This is a genomic window from Bradyrhizobium erythrophlei, assembly GCF_900129425.1.
In the GTDB taxonomy this organism is placed as follows: Bacteria; Pseudomonadota; Alphaproteobacteria; order Rhizobiales; family Xanthobacteraceae; genus Bradyrhizobium; species Bradyrhizobium erythrophlei_C.
Window position 1 is genome coordinate 8,773,626 of sequence record NZ_LT670817.1, and the last position, 19,934, is coordinate 8,793,559.

The window sequence follows — 19,934 nt, forward strand, 5'->3', positions numbered from 1 at the left end:
TGACGATCCAAGAGATTACGTACTCCCGCCCGCCGCCGTGGCGATCGGCAGCACCTCGCGGGCGGCCCGGTCGGGGGTGTCTTCTTTCCAGCGCACCGATCCGAACGGCCGCTCCAGCATGCGGCGGATCCGCACCGGATCGGGCCCGAGATGAAAGCTCTGGGCGCGCTGATGCAGCGCGCGGTCGGATTGCGTCGAGCGGTTGCGCTGGCGCAGATAATCGAGCCAGGTCGGGCAATGATAGCGCTCGGTCCACAATTCCGGATCGGCAATGTCGCGCGCGATCGACCAGCCATAGGCGCCGTTGCGCTGCCGGCTGAGCTGCACTTCCTGCATCACGCTGTGGAAGGCGCGGGCGTTGTCCTGATCGACGCGGTACTCGATCTCGACCACCAGCGGTCCGCTGCGCCCGGTCAGCATCAGCCGCACCTCGGGATCGGCCAGCACCTCGGCGTCCTCGTTGCGCGCGCCGACCGGCGGCATCCGCAGCCACAATCCGAACAGCGGCGAGGCAAACATCAGCGCGCCGGAGACCAGCAAGGCGGTTTCCACGCCGGCGGCGTCGGTCAGGCGTCCCCAGCCCCAGCTTCCGATCGCGATGCCGCCGGCAATCGAAGCCTGGAACGCCGCCAGCGAGCGGCCCGCGACCCAGCGCGGCGCCGACAGCTGCACGCCGATATTGAACAGGGCGACCGCCAGCATCCACACCGCGCCGGCGACCACCAGCGCCGCCGCGGTCAGTACCGGCTCCCCGCTCAGCGCCACCGCGATGATGGCGCCGCCCATGCACAGCGTGCAGGCGCGCACCGCGGCCTCGCCGCTCATCCGCTTGCGCACCTCGGCGATGTTCAAGGCGCCGATAATCGCACCCATGCCGAAGGCGCCGAGCATGATGCCATAGGTCTGCGCGCCGCCGTGCAGGAGGTCACGCGCCACCAGCGGCATCAGCGCCGACACCGAACCGCCGATCAGGCCGGTCACCAGAGTGCGGCCCAGCACGATGCGGATCGACGGCGAGTTGGCGATGTAGCGCACGCCCGACACCATGGCGCGGTTGAGACGCTCGCGCGGCAGCCGCGACGGCGCGCTGGTGCGGCGCCACAGGAACAACACGACCAGCAGCGGGATATAGAGCACCGCGTTGGCGGCGAAGGCCGCGACCGCGCCGGCCGAAGCGACGACAATGCCGCCGATGGCCGGACCGAAACTGCGCGCGATGTTGTAGCTGATGCCGTTGAGCGCCACCGCGGATGGCAATGTTTCGGTCGGAACCTGCTCGGTGACCGAGGACTGCCACGCCGGTCCGAACAGCGCCATGCCGCTGCCGACCACGAAGCAGAACGTCAGCAGGATTTCGGGCGTGACGAGGCCGAGCCACGCCAGCACCGACAACGCGGTTGCGCCCGTGAGCGCGATCGACAGCGAGACCAGCGCCACGATGCGGCGGTCATACATGTCGGCGATGGCGCCGGCCGGCATCGAAATCAGCATGATCGGCAGCATCAAGGCGGTCTGGACCAGCGCGACCTTGTCGGCCGACGACGTCATCTGCGTCATGGCCCAGGCGGCGCCGACGCCCTGGATCAAGAGACCGAGATTGGAGAGCAGGCTGGCCAGCCAGATGCGCCGGAACACCGGATGCCGCAGTGGGGCGGTGACGCCGTCGGCGGCAAACGTCTGACGTTGCGGCTGTTCGGTCATGGTCGGTTCCGTTGGTGCCGGTGGCGGCCGGCCCCTGATTCCCCTGCGGTCTAAGTGATGCCCGCGAAAGTCCTTGGCTGTCCAGTGGTTAGACCAGTATTAGCGGTGCCGCGGCGCGGTTAATCCGCTGAAAAATAACGGGGAGGGCCATGAGGAGGGCCATGAAATGAGACTATCGCGGCGGACCATTTTGAAAGCTGCCGGCGCCTTGCCTCTGGCGGCCGGCGGCTTCGGTTTCCCGGCCTTTGCGCAAACAGCCGCCGTCCCGGGCGCACCGGAAGTTCCGCCGATCCTCTTTGCCCATGGCAATGGCGAGCAGGCGGCGTTGTGGATGACCACCCTGTGGCGAATGGAATCCAACGGGGTTGCGCGCGAACGGATGTCGGCGATCAATTTCACCGACCCCTTAGCGCGCACCGACGATGCCAAGCCGGAGCCGAACAAGTCCTCAACCGAGGATCAACTCCGCGAACTCACCGATGCCATCAAGGAATTGAAGCGCCGCACCGGGGCTGCGCGCGTCGCCCTCGTCGGCAATTCGCGCGGCGGTTATCCGATCCGGAGCTACATCAGGAACGGTGGCGGCGGCGATGTCAGCCACGCCGTCCTGTGCGGCGTGCCCAACCACGGCGTGTTCGATTGGGACGCCAATCCGGGCAGCGAGTTCAACGGCCGCGGCGCTTTCCTGCGCGGGCTCAATGAAGGCGAGAGCGAGGTAACGCCGGGCACCTCGTTCCTGACCTTGCGCAGCGACAACATGGACAAATACGCGCAACCCGATGGCCGTATTCTCGGCAAGCCGGGGACCCCGACCGGCATCAGCTTCGAGGGACCGGCGCTCAAGGGCGCGACCAATCTGGTGCTCGGTGCGGTCGATCATCGCGAGACCGCGTATCATCCGCGCGCGTTCCGCGAGATCTATAAATTCATCGCCGGGCGCGAACCGGACCGGATCGCGATTGTGCCGGAAGCGGAGGTGAAACTAAGCGGCCTGGTGACGGCTACGCCGGGCGGCGTCGCAACCAACCGGCCGGTGGCCGGCGCATCGGTGGAAATGTTCCGCGTCTCCCCCGATACCGGCGAACGCATCGGCGGCGCCATCCACACCTCGCAGACCGCAGCCGACGGGCGTTGGGGTCCGGCGAAGGTCGATCCATCCTGGTACCTCGAGATGGTGCTGACATCGGCCGGCTCGACCACCACGCATTTCTACCGTTCGCCGTTTCCCCGCTCCTCCGATATCGTGCACCTTCGCGCCGCGCGCCCGCTGGGAACCGCGGACGCCGGCGCCGGCGCGGTCGTCCTGATGTCGCGGCCGCGGGGCTATTTCGGCCTGCCGCGCGATGTGGTGGTGTTCGACGGCAAGGAGCCGACCGACGTGAAGCCGGGCGTGCCGACCGATTCAATCAGTACGCTGCGGCTTTCGGCCGCGGAGGCCGGGCGCCCGGTGACGGCGGTATTCAACGAGGAACGGATCGTTGCGCAGGCGTGGCCGGCCTCGGAGGACAGAATTGCGGTGGCCGAATTGACCTCATAGCTTACTGTTCGGGAACAGGGGCTGATTTCGTGTCGCGAGGTCGTCAATGAGCATAGCTGAAGCCTCCGGCATCCCGGTCACGCGCCGGCCGCTGGTGCCGCCCAGCCCGCCGCGCGCGCCCGACACCATGAACATGTTCGGGCGGATGGCGGTGATGCGCCAGAGCGTGATCGCAACTTGGGGGCAGCGCGCTTACGAGGAAGAAATCATCCAGGGCCGCTTCTTCGGGCACAGCAGCTTTATTCTCAATACGCCCGACGCGATCCGGCATGTCCTGGTCGACAATTACGAGAACTACACGCGAACGCCAGCCGGCATCCGGGTGTTGCGGCCGGTGCTTGGCGAAGGCCTGCTGATATCAGCGGGTCGTGCCTGGAAGCACCAGCGCAGAACGCTGGCGCCGGCCTTCACGCCGCGCGCGGTGGCGTCGCTGGTTCCACACATGATCGCGGTGTCGGAAGAAACGGTAGCCAAGCTCGAAGCGACGGTCGGCGAGCCGGTCGATCTGCGCGAGGCGATGCAACGGATGACACTCGAAATCGCCGGCCGCACGATGTTTTCGTTCGGCATGGGCCGTCACGGTCCGGTATTGCGCGACTTCGTGATGGAGTACGGCGCGCGGCTGGCGCGGCCGCATTTCCTCGATCTGGTGCTGCCGCTGAACTGGCCCAGCCCGCAGGATTTCTCCCGCGCCCGGTTCCGCAAGCGATGGACGCAATTCGTCGCCATGCTGATGGCCGAACGCCGGGCCGCCGGCGAGAACGAAGATGCGCCGCCGCGCGATCTGTTCGATCTGATGGTCGCCGCGCGCGATCCCGAAACCGGCGAATCCTTCAGCGACGGACAGCTCGGCGATCAGGTCGCGACCATGATTCTCGCCGGCCACGAAACCACCGCGACCGCGCTGTTCTGGTCGTTGTATCTGCTCGCGCTCGATCCCGCGAGCCAGCACGAACTGGCCGCTGAGGTGCAGCGCGCAACCGTCGACGGCGCGCTCGATCTCGATCGGCTGAAATTTACCCGTGCGGTGGTCGATGAGACCATGCGGCTCTACCCGCCGGCGTTTTTGATCGCGCGCGCCGCCGCTTCGCCGGATACGATCGCAGGCCTGCCGGTCAGGAAGAAGGACGTGATCCTGATTGCGCCGTGGCTGCTGCACCGGCATGAAAAGCTGTGGCGCGATCCGAACGCCTTCATCCCGTCGCGATTCATGGCGGGCACGCCACCGCCGGATCGCTTTGCCTACCTGCCGTTCGGCGTCGGCGCGCGGGTCTGCATCGGCGCGCATTTTGCTCTGGTTGAAGCAACCCTGGCGCTGGCCAAGTTGATCGGCGCCTTTCGCGTCGAACTGCTCGACAAGGAGCCGATCATGCCGATCGGCGTGGTAACGACGCAGCCAGATCGCTCGCCAATGTTCCGTATCGCACGCCGCTGACAAAACCGTCATTTGGACGCGGTGGTAATCTGCTCTAAACTGCGGGGATGAGCGACAGCCAGGCCCAGTTTTCGGTGCTGAGGCAGACCGCCGATCCCAAGGTGGCCGATGCGATCCGCGAGCTGATCGAAACCGGCGAGGACCACGAACTCAACCGGATCAACGCTCTGGATTTTTCGGCGCGGACCGGGCTCGACGAAGAGCGTGTGATTTCCGGCTTCCTGCATGCATCGCGGCTCGGGCTGTTCGATCTCACCTGGAACGTGCTGTGCCCCGGCTGCGGCGGCGTACTCGATGCCCACTCGACCCTGAAGTCGCTGCGTCACGACGACTATCATTGCGGGCTGTGCGCCTGCGGCTATGAGGCCTCCGTCGACGAGCAGGTCGAGGTGGCCTTTACCGTCAGTTCCCGGGTCAGGCGCATCGCCGCGCACGATCCCAACGCGCTGCCGATCTGGGAATATTTCAAGCAGATCTTCTGGAGTTCGGGCGTCGATCTCAACTCGGAATCGTTCGCGTCGCTGACCGACGAGGTGGTGCTGGATGCGCTCGAATTGCCGCCGCACGAGAAGGCGCTGCTGTCGCTGCAGCTGCCGGCGGAATTCATCATCGTATTCGAGCCGGTGACGCATGCCGCGCAATTCATCGATGTGCAGGGCGAGCCGACCAAGGAGCGTCAGCAGCTGTCGCTGATCTACAACAAGATACAGGCGCCGGTCGGAACCATGACGTTGCATCCGGGACCGCTGCGGCTGTCGCTCGACAACCAGACCGACGTGCGGGTGCTGCCCTCGGTCTTCATCGCGGCGGATGCGCTCCATCGCCTGATCGGCAAGCGCAAACCGTTCCTGACCGCCAAGCGGATGCTGACCAATCAGACCTTCCGCGACGTCTACAAGGCCGACAATCTCAACATCGATCAGCGCCTCAAGATAACGTCGCTGACGTTCCTGTTCACCGATCTCAAGGGCTCCACCGCGCTGTACGAGCGGGTCGGAGATCTCGCCGCATTCGATCTGGTGCGCGCGCATTTCCACGCCCTTCTGGAGATCATCTCTTCCGAGAAGGGCGCGGTGGTGAAGACGATCGGCGATGCCGTGATGGCAACCTTCATCAAGCCCGAGCATGCGCTGGCCGCGGGCTTGCGGATGCGCGCGGCCATGGAGGCGCTGAACGCCGAGCGCGGTACCAAGGATCTCGTGGTCAAGATCGGCATCCACGAAGGCCCGTGCCTCGCCGTCATGCTCAACGAGCGGCAGGATTATTTCGGTCAGACCGTCAATATCGCAGCCAGGGTTCAGGGCCTGTCGACCTCGCACGCGATCCACATCACGGGACCGGTGATCGACGCCCCCGCCGTGACCGCCATCCTGGACAAGGAAGCGATTACGCCGATTCAAAAGCAGGCGGCGCTGCGCGGCATTGCCGACAAGATGGTCGTCTATGAGATCCCCTGAGATTGCCTAAACGTAATGCTCGCGGCTGAAACAGGGATGGCGCAGGCGGATTTTCCAACCCATATATTGGCGATACGCCGATTCGGCGGCCAACGGACCCACAAGATTTCGGTAGGAAGTGATGCTGGACGGACTACGCCAATTCATCGCCGACGTTGTTTCCCCCGCGGCGCACGCAGATCGGAGATTTGACGATACCGGGTATCGTTTGGCGGCGACGGCGCTGCTGATTCACGTCATTTCGATCGACGGTGAACCCTCCGACAATGAAAAGCGCAAGCTTCACAGCCTGATCGAAAGCCGTTTCGGGCTTGATCCCGGCACGGCGGATCAGTTGATCGCGTCGGCCATGCTGGTCGAGGGCGAGGCCGTCGATCTCTATCATTTCACCAGCGTCATCATGCGTTCGGTGGATGAGGAAGGCCGACGCCGCATCGTCGAGATGATGTGGGAGCTGGCCTTTGCCGACGGCCAGGTCAGCGAGTTCGAGGATAACGTGGTCTGGCGCGCCGCCGATCTGTTGGGCGTGTCTTCACGCGATCGGATTGAACTCAAGCATCGGATTGCCGGCAGGCAATCCGCGCCGGTCGCAGGCAGCTGAGTTTGGCCTGCGCCGCGTCAATCTGACACGCCGCGGACGGGCATTTCGAGCCGTCGATTGCACGGCGCCGGACATGACGAAATTTTAATGTCCCCCGATAATTAGCCGCTGACCGGCGCGTTTAGCCCCATTGCAGCTGTTCGATTTCACAGCACGGTGCGTTTGACCACGCCGATATGCTTGCAGGTGACTTGCATCCCCTCTAATGCCTATGCTCTCGTCGAAAGCATTGGCCGCAGATCGTGGAAAATTTATTTAAGAGCATTGAATCGTGACTGAGCGTGTGACGCTGATTACCGGTGCCTCGGCGGGTATCGGCACCGAACTGGCCCGCGTTTTCGCATCGAACGGCCATCGCCTCGCCCTGGTGGCGCGACGCACGGATCGCCTGACGGCGTTGGCCGCCGAAATCGCCGCGGCCGGCGGCGCTGCGCCGATCGTGATCCCGTGCGATCTCGAACAGCCGGATGCCTGCGACAAGATCGCCGCTGTTTTGGCCGCCGCAGGGCTGGAAGTCGAATACGTCGTCAACAATGCGGGCTTCGGTTTGTTCGGCAATGCGATCGAACTGGACCGCGCCGAACAGCTCGGCATTATTGCCACCAACGTTCGCGCACTGACCGATCTGTCGCTGCGGTTTTCCGATCAGCTGATCCGGCATCGCGGCGGCATCCTCAATGTCGGCTCGATCGCGGGGTTTCTGCCGGGGCCGGGCATGGCGGTGTATTATGCATCCAAGGCCTATGTGCTGTCGTTCAGCGAAGGGCTGCGCGGCGAACTCGCCCCTCGCGGCGTGCGTGTGACCGCGCTCTGCCCGGGTCCGGTGCCATCGGAATTTCAGCGGCGGGCGGGGTTCGAACCCGGATTTGATTCCGCGATCCTGAATGTCAGCGCAGCCAAGGTCGCTCAGGCAGGGTACCGCGGGCTGATGGCGAACAAGCGGGCGGTGCTGCCCGGCCTCGGCATCAAGATTGTGCCGTTCCTGCTGCGGCTGTTTCCGCGCGGGTTTATCCTGGCGGCGGTCGGCCGTTTTCAATTGCGGAAGCGCTGATAAAGCGGTCGGGAGCCCGTTTTTGGCCCGCCATTTGCTTCTACTAAGAGGAAATTAACGATCCCTTAGCTATGATTCCGGCCTGATCGCCGCAGCAAGAAAAGTCGATGTCGTTTCAGTCGGGCAAAGCCAACGCCAAAGCCGCGCTGCATCTTCCTCCCGGAGGGGTCCAGGGTGACGCTGGGGGGCCCTCAACCGCCGAGCCTTTACTGCCGGTACTGATCGTCCTGCATCAGGAAACCTCGACGCCGGGCCGCATCGGCAATGCGTTGCGGGCGCTCGGATACGGGCTCGATATCAGGCGTCCGCGCTTTGGCGATCCGCTTCCGGAAACGCTCGATGGCCATGCCGGCGGGGTCATTTTCGGCGGTCCGATGAGTGCCAACGATCCCGATGATTTCGTTCGCCGGGAGATCAACTGGATCGCCGTGCCGCTTCGCGAGCAGCGGCCGTTCCTGGGCATTTGCCTGGGCGCCCAGATGCTCGCGATGCAGCTCGGCGCACGGGTTGCGCCGCATCCGGAAGGTCGCGCCCAGATCGGATACTACCCGATCCGCCCCACGCCCGCGGGGCTCGCGATCTGCCCGCACTGGCCGGATCATGTCTACCACTGGCACCGCGAGGGATTTGAACTCCCCGATGGCGCCGAGTTGCTGGCCGAGGGCAGCGACTTCCCGGTGGAAGCGTTTCGCCTGGAGCATTCCTTCGGCTTCCAGTTTCATCCCGACGTGACCTACGCGATGATGCATCGCTGGACCACGCGCGGCTCGAATTGCCCGGCGCGCGGCCACGCCACCACCACTTCGCCGATCGCGCCGTGCATGACGTCACCGAGCGCGCCTGGCTGAAGCAATTCATCGACGGCTGGCTGGCCAGAGCGCCGTTGCAGGTGATGGCGGAAGCCGCGGAATAACGACTGCGATGCGGTTCCTCTGCGGCGGTTCTCAAGCTCTTTCCAAATTTGCAGATGTGATAATGTCGGCCCGGACAAGCCTGCGCTCAAGCAGCAAGTGCGAGGGAGGCGACATGACCGGCGACGAATTCGCAGCTCTGCTCAATGACCTCACGCTGTCGGCGGAATCCGGCGACGGCCCGCGCTTCGCGAGACATTTTACCGAGGACGCGATTTATTACGACTACATCTACGGCGCGCACAGTGGCCGTGCCGACATCGCGCGCATGATGCAGGACCTGTTTCACCGCGACGCGGCCGACTATCGGTGGGAGATGTTCGATCCCGTTTTCGACGGCGAAACGGGATATGCGTGGTCGCTGTCGAGCTTCACCTCGAAGATAGAGCAGTTCAAAGGCCAGCCCGTCGTGATCGACGGCATGAGCCGCTTCATCGTGCGCGATGGCCTGATCGCCGAATATCGTGAGTCCGTGAACGGCGGTGTGGCGATGGCGCAGCTCGGCGTCGAGCCCGAGCGCATGACCAAGGTGTTCCGGCGCTGGACCGGGTGGCTCAGGGAGCGGCCGGAAACACTGGATTTTCTGGCGCGGCCAAAAGGGTCGCGCGCCAAGGCCAAGGGCCTGAAAGCGTAAAGCAAGAACGACTTGTTGTCGCTGGCGACGGCAGCGAGCGCAGGGAGATCGCAGATGACCTATCAGCACATACTTTACGATGTGAGCGAGAAGATCGCGACCGTCACGCTGAACCGGCCCGACCGCATGAACGCATGGACGCCGATCATGGAACGCGATGTGCGCCACGCCATGGAGGCCGCGGCGGCGGATGACAATGTGCGCGTCATCGTGCTGACCGGTTCGGGGCGCGCCTTCTGCGCCGGCGCGGACATGGAAAGCTTAAAGGGGCTCGATCCGAACGATATCAGGCGGGCCGAAAGCGTGCCGCCGTTCGACATGAACCGCAGGCCCGACTGGCAGGCGCGCTACGCGTATTATCCGTCGATATCGAAACCCGTTATTGCCATGCTGAACGGCGCCACCGCCGGCATCGGTCTGGTGCACGCGCTGTATTGCGACCTTCGCTTTGCCGCCGACAACACGGTGTTCACGACCGCGTTCTCGCGCCGCGGGCTGATCGCCGAACATGGCATCAGCTGGATGCTGCCGCGGATTGTCGGTCACGCCAATGCGCTCGATCTCCTGATGTCCGCGCGCCGGGTCCAGAGCGACGAAGCGCTGCGCATCGGCCTGGTCAATCGGCTGTATCCGCCCGACCAATTGCGCGACCAGACCTATGCCTACGCGCGCGACCTTGCCGACTTCGTCTCGCCAAGCGCGATCGCCGTGATCAAGCGGCAGCTTTATGACGTACCGTTCCAGACGCTGGCGGAAGCGACCATCGACGCCAACCGAGAAATGGCGGTGGCGTTGCGCGGCAGCGATTTTCGCGAAGGCGTGGCGAGCTTCATGGAAAAGCGCCCGCCGAAATTTACGGGGAAATAGATTTCGGGGGGTGTTTGGGCCCGTCGTCGCCCTTCGGGCTATGCCGGGCACGCTTCGTCCTTCGGGCATTGCGTGGCTGCGCCACGCGTAGCCCGAAGGGCGAAGCGTGGTGGAGCCAGGCGGGATCGAACCGCCGACCTCGTCATTGCGAACGACGCGCTCTCCCAGCTGAGCTATGGCCCCTCTCGCGAGCCGCCTCAACGTGAATGGGGGGCGGCTGACAATCGGCGCCATTTACAATCCGAGCCAAGGTCAAGTCAAGAACGGCGAAAATCGCTGTTTTCCGCGTCATTTACCCGGCACTTCCCTTGTTTGGGAGGTGGGGAACCGATATTTAGCAGGAAGTCCAATCCGCGACCGAACCCCCGAGTAAGCCAGCCATGCGTGCCGTTCTCGATATCGTTCTTATCGTTCTCGATCTCTATGTCTGGCTATTGATCGCCTCCGCCATCCTGTCCTGGCTGATCGCCTTCAATGTCGTCAATACGCGGAACCAGTTCGTGGCGGCGGTGGCGGAGTTCCTCTACCGGATCACCGAACCGGTGCTGGCGCCGATCCGCTCGTTCATGCCGAATCTCGGCGGCCTCGATATTTCGCCGATCATCCTGATCCTGATCATCATGTTCATCGAACGGGTGATCACCTATTACATCTATCCTGCCGTATTCTGATTGCAGGCATGGATGCTGATGGATCCTTGGCGTTATTCCACCCAAGGCATCAGTCTCGCGCTGCGCGTGACGCCGCGCGGTGGCCGCGACGATATCGACGGGCTCGAGACGCTCGCCGATGGCCGCGTGGTGGTCAAGGTGCGCGTCCGCGCCATTGCCGACGGCGGTGAAGCCAATCGCGCGGTGACGGAGCTGCTCGCCAGGGCGCTCGGTGTGCCCAAGGCAGACGTGCGGATCCTGTCGGGTGCGACCTCGCGCCTCAAGCAGATTGCCGTCGCCGGCGACCCCAGAAAACTCGGCGAGGCATTGCGAGAACTGACTGCGGCGAAGCCGGCTGAATGACAAATGAAGGATTGAGATGACGGCCCGGATCATCGATGGAAAGGTCATTGCATCAGAGCTTCGCGCCCGCGTCGCTACCGAGGTGGCGCGGGTGAAAGCCGAGAATGCCCTCACACCGGGGCTCGCGGTGGTGCTGGTCGGCAGCGACCCCGCCAGCCAGGTCTATGTCCGCAGCAAGCACAAGCAGACCCAGGAAGCCGGCATGGCGTCGTTCGAGCATGTCCTGCCCGCCGACGTCGCGCAGAGCGATTTGCTGGCGCTGATCGGAGCGCTCAATCGCGACCCCGCCGTGCATGGCATTCTGGTGCAACTGCCGTTGCCGAAATCGCTTGATACCGAAACCATCATCAATGCCATCGATCCCGCCAAGGACGTCGACGGGTTGCATCCGAACAACGCCGGACGCCTCGCCGGCGGCTTTGCCGCGCTGTCGCCCTGCACGCCGCTCGGCTGCATCATCCTGACCAAAAGCGTGCACACCTCGCTGGAGGGCATGAACGCCATCGTCATCGGCCGCTCCAACCTGGTCGGACGTCCGCTGGTGCAATTGCTGCTCAACGAAAACGCCACGGTGACCATCGCGCATTCGCGCTCGCGCGATCTGGCGCAGTTGTGCGCCCGGGCCGATCTGGTCTATGCCGCCGTCGGCAAGCCCGAGATGGTGCGCGGCGGCTGGATCAAGCCCGGTGCCACCGTGATCGATGTCGGCATCAACCGATTGCCCGGCGTTGACGGCAAGACCCGTCTGGTCGGCGATGTCGCCTTTGCCGAAGCGTCGAGCGTCGCGGGAGCAATTACGCCGGTGCCCGGCGGCGTCGGCCAGATGACCGTGGCGTGCCTGCTGGTCAACACCCTGCGCGCGGCGTGTGCGATTCACGGGCTGCCGAAGCCAGGGGTGTAGCGCGCTGCCTTTGTCCTTGTCATTCCGGGATGGTCCGTAGGACCAGACCTCAGATGTGCAATTGCACATCGGGGAATCTCGAGATTCCGGGCTCGCTCGCTTCGCTCGCGCCCCGGAATGACGGCTACGCCGTCACTTCCCCTTCGCCCGCGCGATGCCTTCCACGATCAGCTGATGCGCGTCCTCGGCCCCGCCCCATCGCAGCACCTTCACCCATTTCCCGGGTTCGAGATCCTTGTAGTGCTCGAAGAAGTGCTGGATCTGCTGCAGCGTGATGTCCGGCAAATCGCTGTAGGTGCGCACCTTGTCGTAGCGCTGGGTCAGCTTCGAGGACGGCACCGCGATGATCTTCTCGTCGCCGCCGGCCTCGTCTTCCATCAACAGCACGCCGACGGGGCGCACGCTCATCACCGCGCCGGGGACGATGGCGCGGGTGTTGGCGACCAGCACGTCGCAGGGGTCGCCATCGTTCGACAGCGTGTGCGGAATGAACCCGTAATTGCCGGGATAGCGCATAGCGGTGTAGAGAAACCGGTCGACCACGAGCGTGCCGGCGTCCTTGTCCATCTCGTATTTGATCGGCTCGCCGCCCACAGGCACTTCGACGATGACGTTGACCTCACGCGGCGGATCGATCCCGATCGAGATGGCGTCAATGCGCATGAATGGCTCCGCCGTTGCGAGATTGGCACAATCGTCATACGCGGGCTTGACCCGCGTATCCATCGCACTTTCAAAGGCCGCCTCAGGAAATGATGGATTGCCGGGTCAAGCCCGGCAATGACAGCCAGAACTCAATTGGTCCAGGCAAAGGCGACCTTGTCGAGCGACTTGGGCCCGAATTTCTCCGACGAGCGTGCGACCATGCGGCCGCCCAGCGCCCGGTAAAACTCCGTTGCCGGATCGTTGTCGGAGAGCGCCCAGACCACCATGCTCTTCAGTCCGCTCTGCAACAGATCGCGCCGTGCTGCGGTGAACAGCCGGCGGCCGAAGCCGAGACCCTGAAACTCGGGACGCAGATAAAGCTCGTAGATCTCGCCTTCGAAGTGCAGGCTGCGGGCTCGATTGCGGCCGTAATTGGCATAGCCTGCGACCTTGTCGCCGAACACCAGCACGCTGACGCGGCTGCCTTTGCGGATCGCGCTGTCCCACCATTGCGGCCCGCGGCGGTTGATCAGCTTTTCCAGTTCGGCACCGGGAATGATGCCCTGATAGGCGCAGCGCCAGGCTTCGTCATGGGTGGACGCCACCTCGGCTGCATCAGCAGCTTTGGCCGGCCGGACCTCGATCAGGGTTGTGCTCATGGTTCTAATCAAAGCAAGTCGGCGCGTCCGCTTCAAGGTCCATCGTTAATTATCAGTTAACCTGTGGATTTTTTGCATCAGTTTTGCCATCAGGATGTGCCGAAAGAGGACAGGGAGGTGCCCTGATGGGCATCTCACTGAGGGCTGGCCGGTCACGGCGGCCCGAACCGGACTTTCGGCGAGGCCGTGCTCACGAAAAAATGCTCCGGATTTGATTCGCCGTGCCTGTTCTGCGCGGCGAATCCGAGGCCGTTGTTGCGATCGAGTCAGGCAAATTCATGCGATTGTTCAAAGCATTCCTCGCTCTGGTTGTGCTGGGAGCGGCTAATACCCAGAGCGCGACGGCGCAAACAGCATTGGGCGCGCAAGGCGCCGAAGCCGAGCCGAATCGCGAACAGCAATGGCTGGTCCCGTCGCCGGATCCGGCCACCGCGGCGCACGCGGTGCTGTTTCGGCCGCCGGGCGATGGGCCGTTTCGACTGGCGCTGATCGCGCACGCCTCGACGCAGAACGTCCTGCGTCGCGCGCAAATGCCGCAGCCCGAATATCGCGCGCTGTCGGCATGGCTGGTGGCGCGGGGCTTTGCCGTGCTGGTGCCGGAGCGCCCGGGCCATGGCGCGACCGGCGGACGCTACCTCGAAGACCAGGGCGGCTGCGACGAGGCCGACTATTCCCGCTCGGGGCGCGCCACCGCGAGCGAGATCGCCGCCGCGCTGGAATATCTGCGCGGACAATCCTTCATCCGGCGCGACGGCGCGGTGATTGTCGGGCATTCGGCCGGCGCCTGGGGTGCGCTGGCGCTGGCAGGCCGGAATCCGGATGGCGTCTCGGCAATCATTGCATTCGCGCCTGGGCGCGGCGGGCGCGCCAACGACTTTCCCAACCAGGTTTGCGCGCCGCATACGCTGATCGCGGCGGCGGCCGAATTCGGCCGCGGTGCGCGCGTGCCGGTGACCTGGCTGGTGGCGGCCAACGACAGCTATTTTTCGCCCGACCTGTCGCGGCAGCTGGCCGATGCGTTTCGCGGCAGCGGCGACAAGGTGAATTTTCGCGTGCTTTCGGCGTCCGGCGGCGAGGGCCACTGGCTGGCGGAGACGGAGGCCGGCGTAAGAAGCGCGGGGCCGGAACTGGACCGCGCGCTGAAACCGTCGTTGCGAGCCAACGGGTCGCGCGAACGAGCGCCCGATGAGGCTCCGCGAAGCAATCCATAGTGCCGTCGAAGGAAAGAATGGATTGCTTCGTCGCTTCGCGCCTCGCAATGACGAGAAACACAAAGACCAGTCGCGATGACTCTCTGGCCGGACGATGACGTCATTCTCTACGACGGCGTGTGCGTATTTTGCTCGCGCTGGATCCGCTTCGTGGCGTCCCGCGATCGCGAGCGGCGGTTTCGCTTCACGGCGATTCAATCCGGTTACGGCACGCGGTTGGCGCAGGCGTTCGGCATTGACCCCAGTGATCCCGACACCAATGCCGTCATCCATGGCGGTGTCGCCTATTTCAAATCCGACGCCGCACTGACGGTGCTGTCGCAACTGCCGCGCTGGGGCTGGGTGCGCGTGTTGCGTCCAGTGCCGAAGCCGCTACGCGACGTGGCCTACAATCTCGTCGCCCGCAACCGCTACCGGATTTTCGGGAAGTATGAGGCGTGTTTCGTTCCCGATGCGGAGATGAGAGCGCGGGTGATGGATTAGCGGACGCTTTTTATTTACTTAGGATGACTTCCCCCGCCGCCCGCTCCCCGCTGTCCCTTGCCCCATGCGCGGTCGAGAAAAAATTCGCCGAGGTCGCTTCTCCGGCAAAAAACAATCGCCCGTCGACTGGCGCGGCGAGGATGGCTCGATCGCCGGCGTGGCCGGGCAGCGCATGCGAATAGGAGCCGCAGGCGAACGGGTCGTGCGCCCAGCGCGATTCCGCAAGCGGCTTTAGCTTGCGGCGATAGTCATTGCCGAGCAGGCTCGCGATCTCGTCGATGCTTTGCGCCGCCAGCGCGCCGCTGCCGGCGTCTTCCAGCGCCCGCGCGAAGCTTCCGCCGAAATAGCCTTCGATGCAGGGCTCGCCGAACGGGCGCAGGTGAAAACTGCCCATCGCGGTGCGCATGGTGGCGCCGCGCAGGTTGCCGTCCTTCGGCAGCGCGTCAGGTTCATCCAGCGCCAGCATCACCTTGTCGGCGAGGCCAAGCGGCAGGCCGCGCGCGGCGTCGACTTTTGTGGGCAGCGCGGGGTGAAAACGAATCGCCTCATCGGCGATCAGGTTGGTCGGCACCGTCACGATCACCTTGCCTGCGGTGAGCGTGCCCCGCGAGGTCTCGATCCGCATCCGCGCGCCCGAATGATCGATCAGCGTCACCTGCGTGTTCAGCGCAAGCGGGCAAAGCGCGCCATAGGCCGCCATCAGCGCGCCGTAGCCGCGCCGCACCCGCCAGTTGATCTCGGTGTCCTCGTAGGCATCCATGTCGAGGGTCGAGACACGATCCAGTTCGCAGCCGTTGATGTAGGTCGAGAGCGCATCGATCATCGGATTCCAGCGATTTCCGGGATCGAGCCAGCTGCTGGCGGCGCTGTCACGGCCGCTTTTCGCGGCTTCCTCGGCGCGGTCGTAGAAGGCGTCCAGCGCCTTGATGAAGTCCAGCCGTTCCCTGAGCGGAAAGCCAGCGTCAAAACTCTGCTCGCGCCATGGTGGACGGGTCTTGTCGATTTCGAAATGCAATTGCTCGGCGATTCCGACGAACGAATTCCTGTTCGCCGAATGCAGCCAGCCGCAACCGAGGTCGAAGGCAATGTTCGGCGCCGCCATAACGGTGTGGCCGCGACCGCCGACGCGGTCGCGCGCTTCCAGCACGAGCACCGAGAGGCCGGAGCGTTCCAGCGCGTGCGCGGCGCCGAGGCCGGCGGCGCCCGCACCGATGATGGCGACATCGACTTCGGAGGGAAGGGACATCAAGGGAGCGAATGGCGAGTGGCGAATAGCAAGCAGGGTATAGCAAACCAAATCACGCGGAAACTCCTCTACTCGCTACTCCCCATTCGCCATTCGCCTCACGCCACCGCTTCCTTGGTCTTTTCCGCGCGCTTGCGTTCGTTGGCGTCGAGGAACTTCTTGCGCAGCCGGATCGACTTCGGGGTCACCTCGACCAGTTCGTCGTCCTCGATATAGGCCAGCGCCTTTTCCAGGGTCATCCGGATCGGCGGTGTCAGGCGCACCGCTTCATCCTTCGAGGTGGTGCGGATGTTGGTGAGCTGCTTGCCCTTGAGGATATTGATCTCGAGGTCGTTCTCGCGCGTGTGCTCGCCGACGATCATGCCCTTGTAAACCTTCCAGCCCGGCTCGATCATCATCGGGCCGCGGTCTTCCAGCTTGAACATCGCGTAAGCCACCGCCTCGCCCTGGTCGTTGGAGATCAGGACGCCGTTGCGGCGGCCCTGGATGTCGCCTCTGTAGGGTGCATAATTGTGGAACAGGCGGTTCATGATGGCGGTGCCGCGGGTGTCCGTCAGCAGTTCGCCCTGATAACCGATCAGGCCGCGGGTCGGCGCGTAGAACACCAGCCTCAGCCGGTGGCCGCCGGAGGGGCGCATCTCGATCATCTCCGCCTTGCGTTCGCTCATCTTCTGCACGACGACGCCGGAATGTTCCTCGTCGACGTCGATCACGACCTCTTCGATCGGCTCCAGCCATTCGCCGGTCACGTCATCCTTCTTCAGGACGACGCGCGGCCGCGACACGCTGAGTTCAAAGCCTTCGCGGCGCATGGTTTCGATCAGGATCGCGAGCTGCAATTCGCCGCGGCCCGAGACTTCCATCGAATCGCGGTCGGCGGCCTCGGTGACGCGCAACGCGACATTGCCTTCGGCCTCGCGCAGCAGGCGATCGCGGATCATGCGGCTGGTCACCTTGTCGCCTTCGGTGCCGGCGAGCGGTGAGTTGTTGACGATGAACGACATCGACACCGTCGGCGGATCGATCGGCTGCGCCTTCAGCGGCGTATCGATCGAAGGATCGCAGAACGTATCGGCGACGGTGCCCTTGGTGAGGCCGGCAATGGCGACGATGTCGCCGGCTTCGGCCTCATCCAGCGGCGTGCGCTCGATGCCGCGGAACGCGATGATCTTGGTGATCCGCCCGGTCTCGATCAGCTTGCCGTCGCCGCCCAGCACCTTGACCGCCTGGTTGGGCTTGATGGTGCCGGAGGTGATGCGGCCGGTGATGATGCGGCCGAGATAGGGATTGGCCTCGAGGATGGTACCGATCATGCGGAACGGGCCGTCTTCGACGGTGGGCGGCGCGACGTGGCGCAGGATCAGGTCGAACAGCGGCTGCATGCCGGCATCGTGCGAACCATCCGGGGTCTCCGCCATCCAGCCCTGCTTGGCCGACCCATAGAGAATCGGAAAATCAAGCTGCTCTTCGCTGGCGTCGAGCGCCGCGAACAGATCGAACACTTCGTTGATGACTTCGGTCGGCCGTGCGTCGGGACGGTCGACCTTGTTGATGACGACGATCGGCTTCAGCCCGACCTTGAGCGCCTTCGACACGACGAACTTGGTCTGCGGCAGCGGACCTTCGGCGGCATCCACCAGCACCAGCGCGCCATCCACCATGTTGAGGATGCGCTCGACCTCGCCGCCGAAATCGGCGTGGCCCGGCGTATCGACGATGTTGATGCGGGTATCCTTCCACTGCACCGACGCCGCCTTGGCCAGAATGGTGATGCCGCGCTCGCGCTCGAGGTCGTTGGAATCCATCGCACGTTCGACCACCCGCTGGTTCTCGCGATAGGTGCCGGATTGCTGCAGCAGGCGATCGACCAGCGTGGTCTTGCCGTGGTCGACGTGGGCGATAATGGCGACGTTGCGAAGTTTCATAGCTCTTCTTCTGGTCGGACAATGGCTGGAGCGCGATCTCGCCGGAAAACCGGGACCCACTTTTCCGGATCACGCTCAAAAACCTGGAATCTCGAGGGCGCTTGGCGCCCAAAAAGGAAGCCCGGCCGAAAGGACCGGGCACACCTTGCTCGTTGCGGCGCAATATAGTCAGGAATCGCCGGAAAACAATGCGTTGTTTCGAATTTGGTTAGCTGAATTTGGTGCCAACAGCGCCAAACCAGGCTCAGCCTCAGCGGCTGTGGGCGCCTTCGGCGGGATAAACCCCGCGCAGCACTTCCTCGAAGTGGTTTTTGACGGATTCATTACACAGGCAGGACCGCATTTTCAGCGCCTCCCGGTTGCGCACCAGGATCGAACCGCGCCGGGTTTCCAGAACCCCTTCGGCCTTGAACGTCTGAATCACGCGGCTGGTATAGCTGCGGCCGACCCCGAGCAGGGTCGCCAACTGCTCGTGCGTCAGCGGCACGACGTTGTCGCCATCGGTGCGCTCCATGGCCGAGATCATCCATTTGGCGGTGCGCTGTTCGATCGAATGGATCGCATTGCAGGCGGTCGACTGGAACATCTGGGCGAGCATGCAGTCGGCGTAACGCGCGAAGACGTTGCGCAGCGTAACCGATCTGGCTTTCGCCGCGTCGAGCTTTGCGACACGCAGCCGTACGAAAGGTCCGCCGAACTTGACCATGATGCGGGTATAGGCTGGCAGATAGCCCTGGCTGACGATACCGCCGACGGCGCCCTCGCGGCCGACCAGGATGGTCTCGACGTCGCGGCCGTCCTCATTGGCGACCATGAACGACGCAAGGCTCGGTCCGCAGGGAAAATGGACGGTCTCGACATCGTCGCCGGGATTGTAAAGCAGGTCATTGGCCTTGACGGCCTCTTCGTGCACAAGGTGCGGTGCGATCAGCGCGAAGTCGGCGGCGCTGAGCCGCCGCAACAGGTTGTTGAACGGCCGTTCGATGCCGTCAGCAGCGTTTGTGCGTCGTCCTGCCATCCCGAAATACCCCTCGCGCCCTGACTCCCACCATAGCTGATCATGCCGGTTGTTGTGTGCACAAGTGCACAGACAAGGGAAGTTCGATGTGGTGGGTTCCAATATGGAAACCCGGTGACGCATGCCTGCAGGCGTCAGAGCAGGTCCGTTCCGGGCTCTGCTCGGCTTCGATCAACTTTAATCCTTGCCCTGGCGAGATCATGAAACCCGCCTCTCCCAACCGCGTGCCCGACGATGTGTTGATCGTCGAGGACGATCCCATCATCGCGATCGATTTCGAGGACACGATTCTCGGCTTCGGGGTCAAGACGGTGCGGACCGCGGGCAGCGTCGCGAAGGCGCTCGAAATGATTGCCGATCGGCCGCCGGATTTTGCCCTGCTCGATGTCGGGCTGGTCCGCGAAAAGAGTTTTGCGATTGCCGAGCGGCTGGATGCGTTGAAAATACCCTTCGTCTTCGTCACCGGATATGGCGTCGATGTCAGGCTTCCCGCAGCGCTCGCGCGCATACCGCGGCTACCCAAACCCTGTTCGACGGATGCGCTGGAAGCCATGCTGAGAAGCTTGGCGGGCAGTCCGAACGGTTGAAGCTTGGGACCTGTCGCCGGCAGGATTGTTTGATATCCTGCGACACGACGGA

Annotated in this window: 19 protein-coding genes, 1 tRNA gene and 1 pseudogene; 14 read left to right on the forward strand and 7 right to left on the reverse strand. The window is 64.0% G+C overall.

The window, feature by feature from the left end; translation table 11 throughout:
• Positions 1–15: 15 nt before the first annotated feature.
• Positions 16–1,701 carry an MFS transporter gene (locus tag B5527_RS41700; protein ID WP_079606687.1) on the reverse strand — a complete coding sequence of 562 codons (1,686 nt, stop codon included), beginning with the start codon at positions 1,699–1,701 and terminating at the stop codon, positions 16–18.
• A 166-nt stretch (positions 1,702–1,867) separates the two neighbouring features.
• Between B5527_RS41700 and B5527_RS41705 the strand changes: the two genes are divergently transcribed.
• The 8 genes and pseudogenes from B5527_RS41705 (at position 1,868) to B5527_RS41740 (ending at position 10,194) form a co-directional block, all read left to right on the forward strand.
• Positions 1,868–3,238: a hydrolase gene (locus B5527_RS41705; RefSeq protein WP_079606688.1), complete on the forward strand. Its 1,371-nt coding sequence runs from the start codon at positions 1,868–1,870 to the stop codon at positions 3,236–3,238.
• A 46-nt stretch (positions 3,239–3,284) separates the two neighbouring features.
• Positions 3,285–4,673, forward strand: coding sequence for a cytochrome P450 (locus B5527_RS41710; RefSeq protein WP_079606689.1), 1,389 nt, complete (start codon positions 3,285–3,287; stop codon positions 4,671–4,673).
• Between the two features lie 47 nt (positions 4,674–4,720).
• Positions 4,721–6,130, forward strand: coding sequence for an adenylate/guanylate cyclase domain-containing protein (locus B5527_RS41715; RefSeq protein ID WP_079606690.1), 1,410 nt, complete (start codon positions 4,721–4,723; stop codon positions 6,128–6,130).
• Positions 6,131–6,251: 121 nt separating this feature from the next.
• Positions 6,252–6,731, forward strand: coding sequence for a TerB family tellurite resistance protein (locus tag B5527_RS41720; RefSeq protein ID WP_079606691.1), 480 nt, complete (start codon positions 6,252–6,254; stop codon positions 6,729–6,731).
• A gap of 271 nt (positions 6,732–7,002) precedes the next feature.
• A complete protein-coding gene (locus B5527_RS41725; RefSeq protein ID WP_079606692.1) occupies positions 7,003–7,782 on the forward strand; it encodes an SDR family NAD(P)-dependent oxidoreductase in 780 nt (259 codons plus the stop codon).
• A 107-nt stretch (positions 7,783–7,889) separates the two neighbouring features.
• Positions 7,890–8,695: pseudogene (locus B5527_RS41730) on the forward strand (glutamine amidotransferase).
• Between the two features lie 113 nt (positions 8,696–8,808).
• A complete protein-coding gene (locus tag B5527_RS41735) occupies positions 8,809–9,327 on the forward strand; it encodes a nuclear transport factor 2 family protein (protein WP_079607900.1) in 519 nt (172 codons plus the stop codon).
• A 54-nt stretch (positions 9,328–9,381) separates the two neighbouring features.
• The gene (locus tag B5527_RS41740) at positions 9,382–10,194 is read left to right on the forward strand and encodes an enoyl-CoA hydratase (protein ID WP_079606693.1); all 813 of its coding nucleotides are present in this window, start codon (positions 9,382–9,384) and stop codon (positions 10,192–10,194) included.
• Positions 10,195–10,301: 107 nt separating this feature from the next.
• Here the strand turns inward: B5527_RS41740 and B5527_RS41745 are convergent.
• Positions 10,302–10,377, reverse strand: a tRNA-Ala gene (locus tag B5527_RS41745).
• 197 nt (positions 10,378–10,574) lie between these two features.
• On the opposite strand from B5527_RS41745, the gene B5527_RS41750 reads away from it, so the two are divergent.
• The 3 genes from B5527_RS41750 to folD are packed head-to-tail and all read left to right on the forward strand — an operon-like array spanning position 10,575 to position 12,108.
• On the forward strand, positions 10,575–10,865 hold the full coding sequence (locus B5527_RS41750; RefSeq protein ID WP_079606694.1) for a YggT family protein: 291 nt from the start codon (positions 10,575–10,577) through the stop codon (positions 10,863–10,865).
• Positions 10,866–10,883: 18 nt separating this feature from the next.
• Positions 10,884–11,207: a DUF167 domain-containing protein gene (locus B5527_RS41755; protein ID WP_172842858.1), complete on the forward strand. Its 324-nt coding sequence runs from the start codon at positions 10,884–10,886 to the stop codon at positions 11,205–11,207.
• Positions 11,208–11,223: 16 nt separating this feature from the next.
• On the forward strand, positions 11,224–12,108 hold the full coding sequence (gene folD, locus B5527_RS41760) for a bifunctional methylenetetrahydrofolate dehydrogenase/methenyltetrahydrofolate cyclohydrolase FolD (RefSeq protein WP_079606695.1): 885 nt from the start codon (positions 11,224–11,226) through the stop codon (positions 12,106–12,108).
• A 132-nt stretch (positions 12,109–12,240) separates the two neighbouring features.
• On the opposite strand, the gene ppa is transcribed toward folD, so the two are convergent.
• On the reverse strand, positions 12,241–12,771 hold the full coding sequence (gene ppa / locus B5527_RS41765; RefSeq protein WP_079607902.1) for an inorganic diphosphatase: 531 nt from the start codon (positions 12,769–12,771) through the stop codon (positions 12,241–12,243).
• Between the two features lie 131 nt (positions 12,772–12,902).
• Positions 12,903–13,412, reverse strand: coding sequence for a GNAT family N-acetyltransferase (locus tag B5527_RS41770; protein ID WP_079606696.1), 510 nt, complete (start codon positions 13,410–13,412; stop codon positions 12,903–12,905).
• Positions 13,413–13,690: 278 nt separating this feature from the next.
• On the opposite strand from B5527_RS41770, the gene B5527_RS41775 reads away from it, so the two are divergent.
• Together B5527_RS41775 and B5527_RS41780 are read left to right on the forward strand one after the other, a co-directional pair.
• Positions 13,691–14,623 (forward strand): alpha/beta hydrolase family protein, encoded by a 933-nt coding sequence (locus B5527_RS41775; RefSeq protein WP_079607903.1) that lies wholly within the window; start codon positions 13,691–13,693, stop codon positions 14,621–14,623.
• 75 nt (positions 14,624–14,698) lie between these two features.
• A complete protein-coding gene (locus tag B5527_RS41780) occupies positions 14,699–15,106 on the forward strand; it encodes a thiol-disulfide oxidoreductase DCC family protein (RefSeq protein ID WP_079606697.1) in 408 nt (135 codons plus the stop codon).
• Between the two features lie 10 nt (positions 15,107–15,116).
• Here the strand turns inward: B5527_RS41780 and B5527_RS41785 are convergent, their stop codons facing one another.
• The 3 genes from B5527_RS41785 to B5527_RS41795 form a co-directional block, all read right to left on the reverse strand.
• Positions 15,117–16,355 (reverse strand): flavin monoamine oxidase family protein, encoded by a 1,239-nt coding sequence (locus B5527_RS41785; protein WP_079606698.1) that lies wholly within the window; start codon positions 16,353–16,355, stop codon positions 15,117–15,119.
• 95 nt (positions 16,356–16,450) lie between these two features.
• The gene (typA, locus tag B5527_RS41790) at positions 16,451–18,277 is read right to left on the reverse strand and encodes a translational GTPase TypA (RefSeq protein WP_079606699.1); all 1,827 of its coding nucleotides are present in this window, start codon (positions 18,275–18,277) and stop codon (positions 16,451–16,453) included.
• A 250-nt stretch (positions 18,278–18,527) separates the two neighbouring features.
• Positions 18,528–19,295 carry a Crp/Fnr family transcriptional regulator gene (locus B5527_RS41795; RefSeq protein ID WP_079606700.1) on the reverse strand — a complete coding sequence of 256 codons (768 nt, stop codon included), beginning with the start codon at positions 19,293–19,295 and terminating at the stop codon, positions 18,528–18,530.
• A 200-nt stretch (positions 19,296–19,495) separates the two neighbouring features.
• On the opposite strand from B5527_RS41795, the gene B5527_RS41800 reads away from it, so the two are divergent.
• The gene (locus tag B5527_RS41800) at positions 19,496–19,882 is read left to right on the forward strand and encodes a response regulator (protein WP_079606701.1); all 387 of its coding nucleotides are present in this window, start codon (positions 19,496–19,498) and stop codon (positions 19,880–19,882) included.
• The last annotated feature ends 52 nt before the right edge of the window (positions 19,883–19,934 follow it).

Bases quoted from the DNA above. Each gene is read 5' to 3' on its own strand.
- B5527_RS41700 (WP_079606687.1), bottom strand. From the start codon at position 1,701: ATGACCGAACAGCCGCAACGTCAGACGTTTGCCGCCGACGGCGTCACC.
- B5527_RS41705 (WP_079606688.1), top strand. From the start codon at position 1,868: ATGAGACTATCGCGGCGGACCATTTTGAAAGCTGCCGGCGCCTTGCCT.
- B5527_RS41710 (WP_079606689.1), top strand. From the start codon at position 3,285: ATGAGCATAGCTGAAGCCTCCGGCATCCCGGTCACGCGCCGGCCGCTG.
- B5527_RS41715 (WP_079606690.1), top strand. From the start codon at position 4,721: ATGAGCGACAGCCAGGCCCAGTTTTCGGTGCTGAGGCAGACCGCCGAT.
- B5527_RS41720 (WP_079606691.1), top strand. From the start codon at position 6,252: ATGCTGGACGGACTACGCCAATTCATCGCCGACGTTGTTTCCCCCGCG.
- B5527_RS41735 (WP_079607900.1), top strand. From the start codon at position 8,809: ATGACCGGCGACGAATTCGCAGCTCTGCTCAATGACCTCACGCTGTCG.
- B5527_RS41740 (WP_079606693.1), top strand. From the start codon at position 9,382: ATGACCTATCAGCACATACTTTACGATGTGAGCGAGAAGATCGCGACC.
- B5527_RS41750 (WP_079606694.1), top strand. From the start codon at position 10,575: ATGCGTGCCGTTCTCGATATCGTTCTTATCGTTCTCGATCTCTATGTC.
- B5527_RS41755 (WP_172842858.1), top strand. From the start codon at position 10,884: ATGGATCCTTGGCGTTATTCCACCCAAGGCATCAGTCTCGCGCTGCGC.
- folD (WP_079606695.1), top strand. From the start codon at position 11,224: ATGACGGCCCGGATCATCGATGGAAAGGTCATTGCATCAGAGCTTCGC.
- ppa (WP_079607902.1), bottom strand. From the start codon at position 12,771: ATGCGCATTGACGCCATCTCGATCGGGATCGATCCGCCGCGTGAGGTC.
- B5527_RS41770 (WP_079606696.1), bottom strand. From the start codon at position 13,412: ATGAGCACAACCCTGATCGAGGTCCGGCCGGCCAAAGCTGCTGATGCA.
- B5527_RS41775 (WP_079607903.1), top strand. From the start codon at position 13,691: ATGCGATTGTTCAAAGCATTCCTCGCTCTGGTTGTGCTGGGAGCGGCT.
- B5527_RS41780 (WP_079606697.1), top strand. From the start codon at position 14,699: ATGACTCTCTGGCCGGACGATGACGTCATTCTCTACGACGGCGTGTGC.
- typA (WP_079606699.1), bottom strand. From the start codon at position 18,277: ATGAAACTTCGCAACGTCGCCATTATCGCCCACGTCGACCACGGCAAG.
- B5527_RS41795 (WP_079606700.1), bottom strand. From the start codon at position 19,295: ATGGCAGGACGACGCACAAACGCTGCTGACGGCATCGAACGGCCGTTC.
- B5527_RS41800 (WP_079606701.1), top strand. From the start codon at position 19,496: ATGAAACCCGCCTCTCCCAACCGCGTGCCCGACGATGTGTTGATCGTC.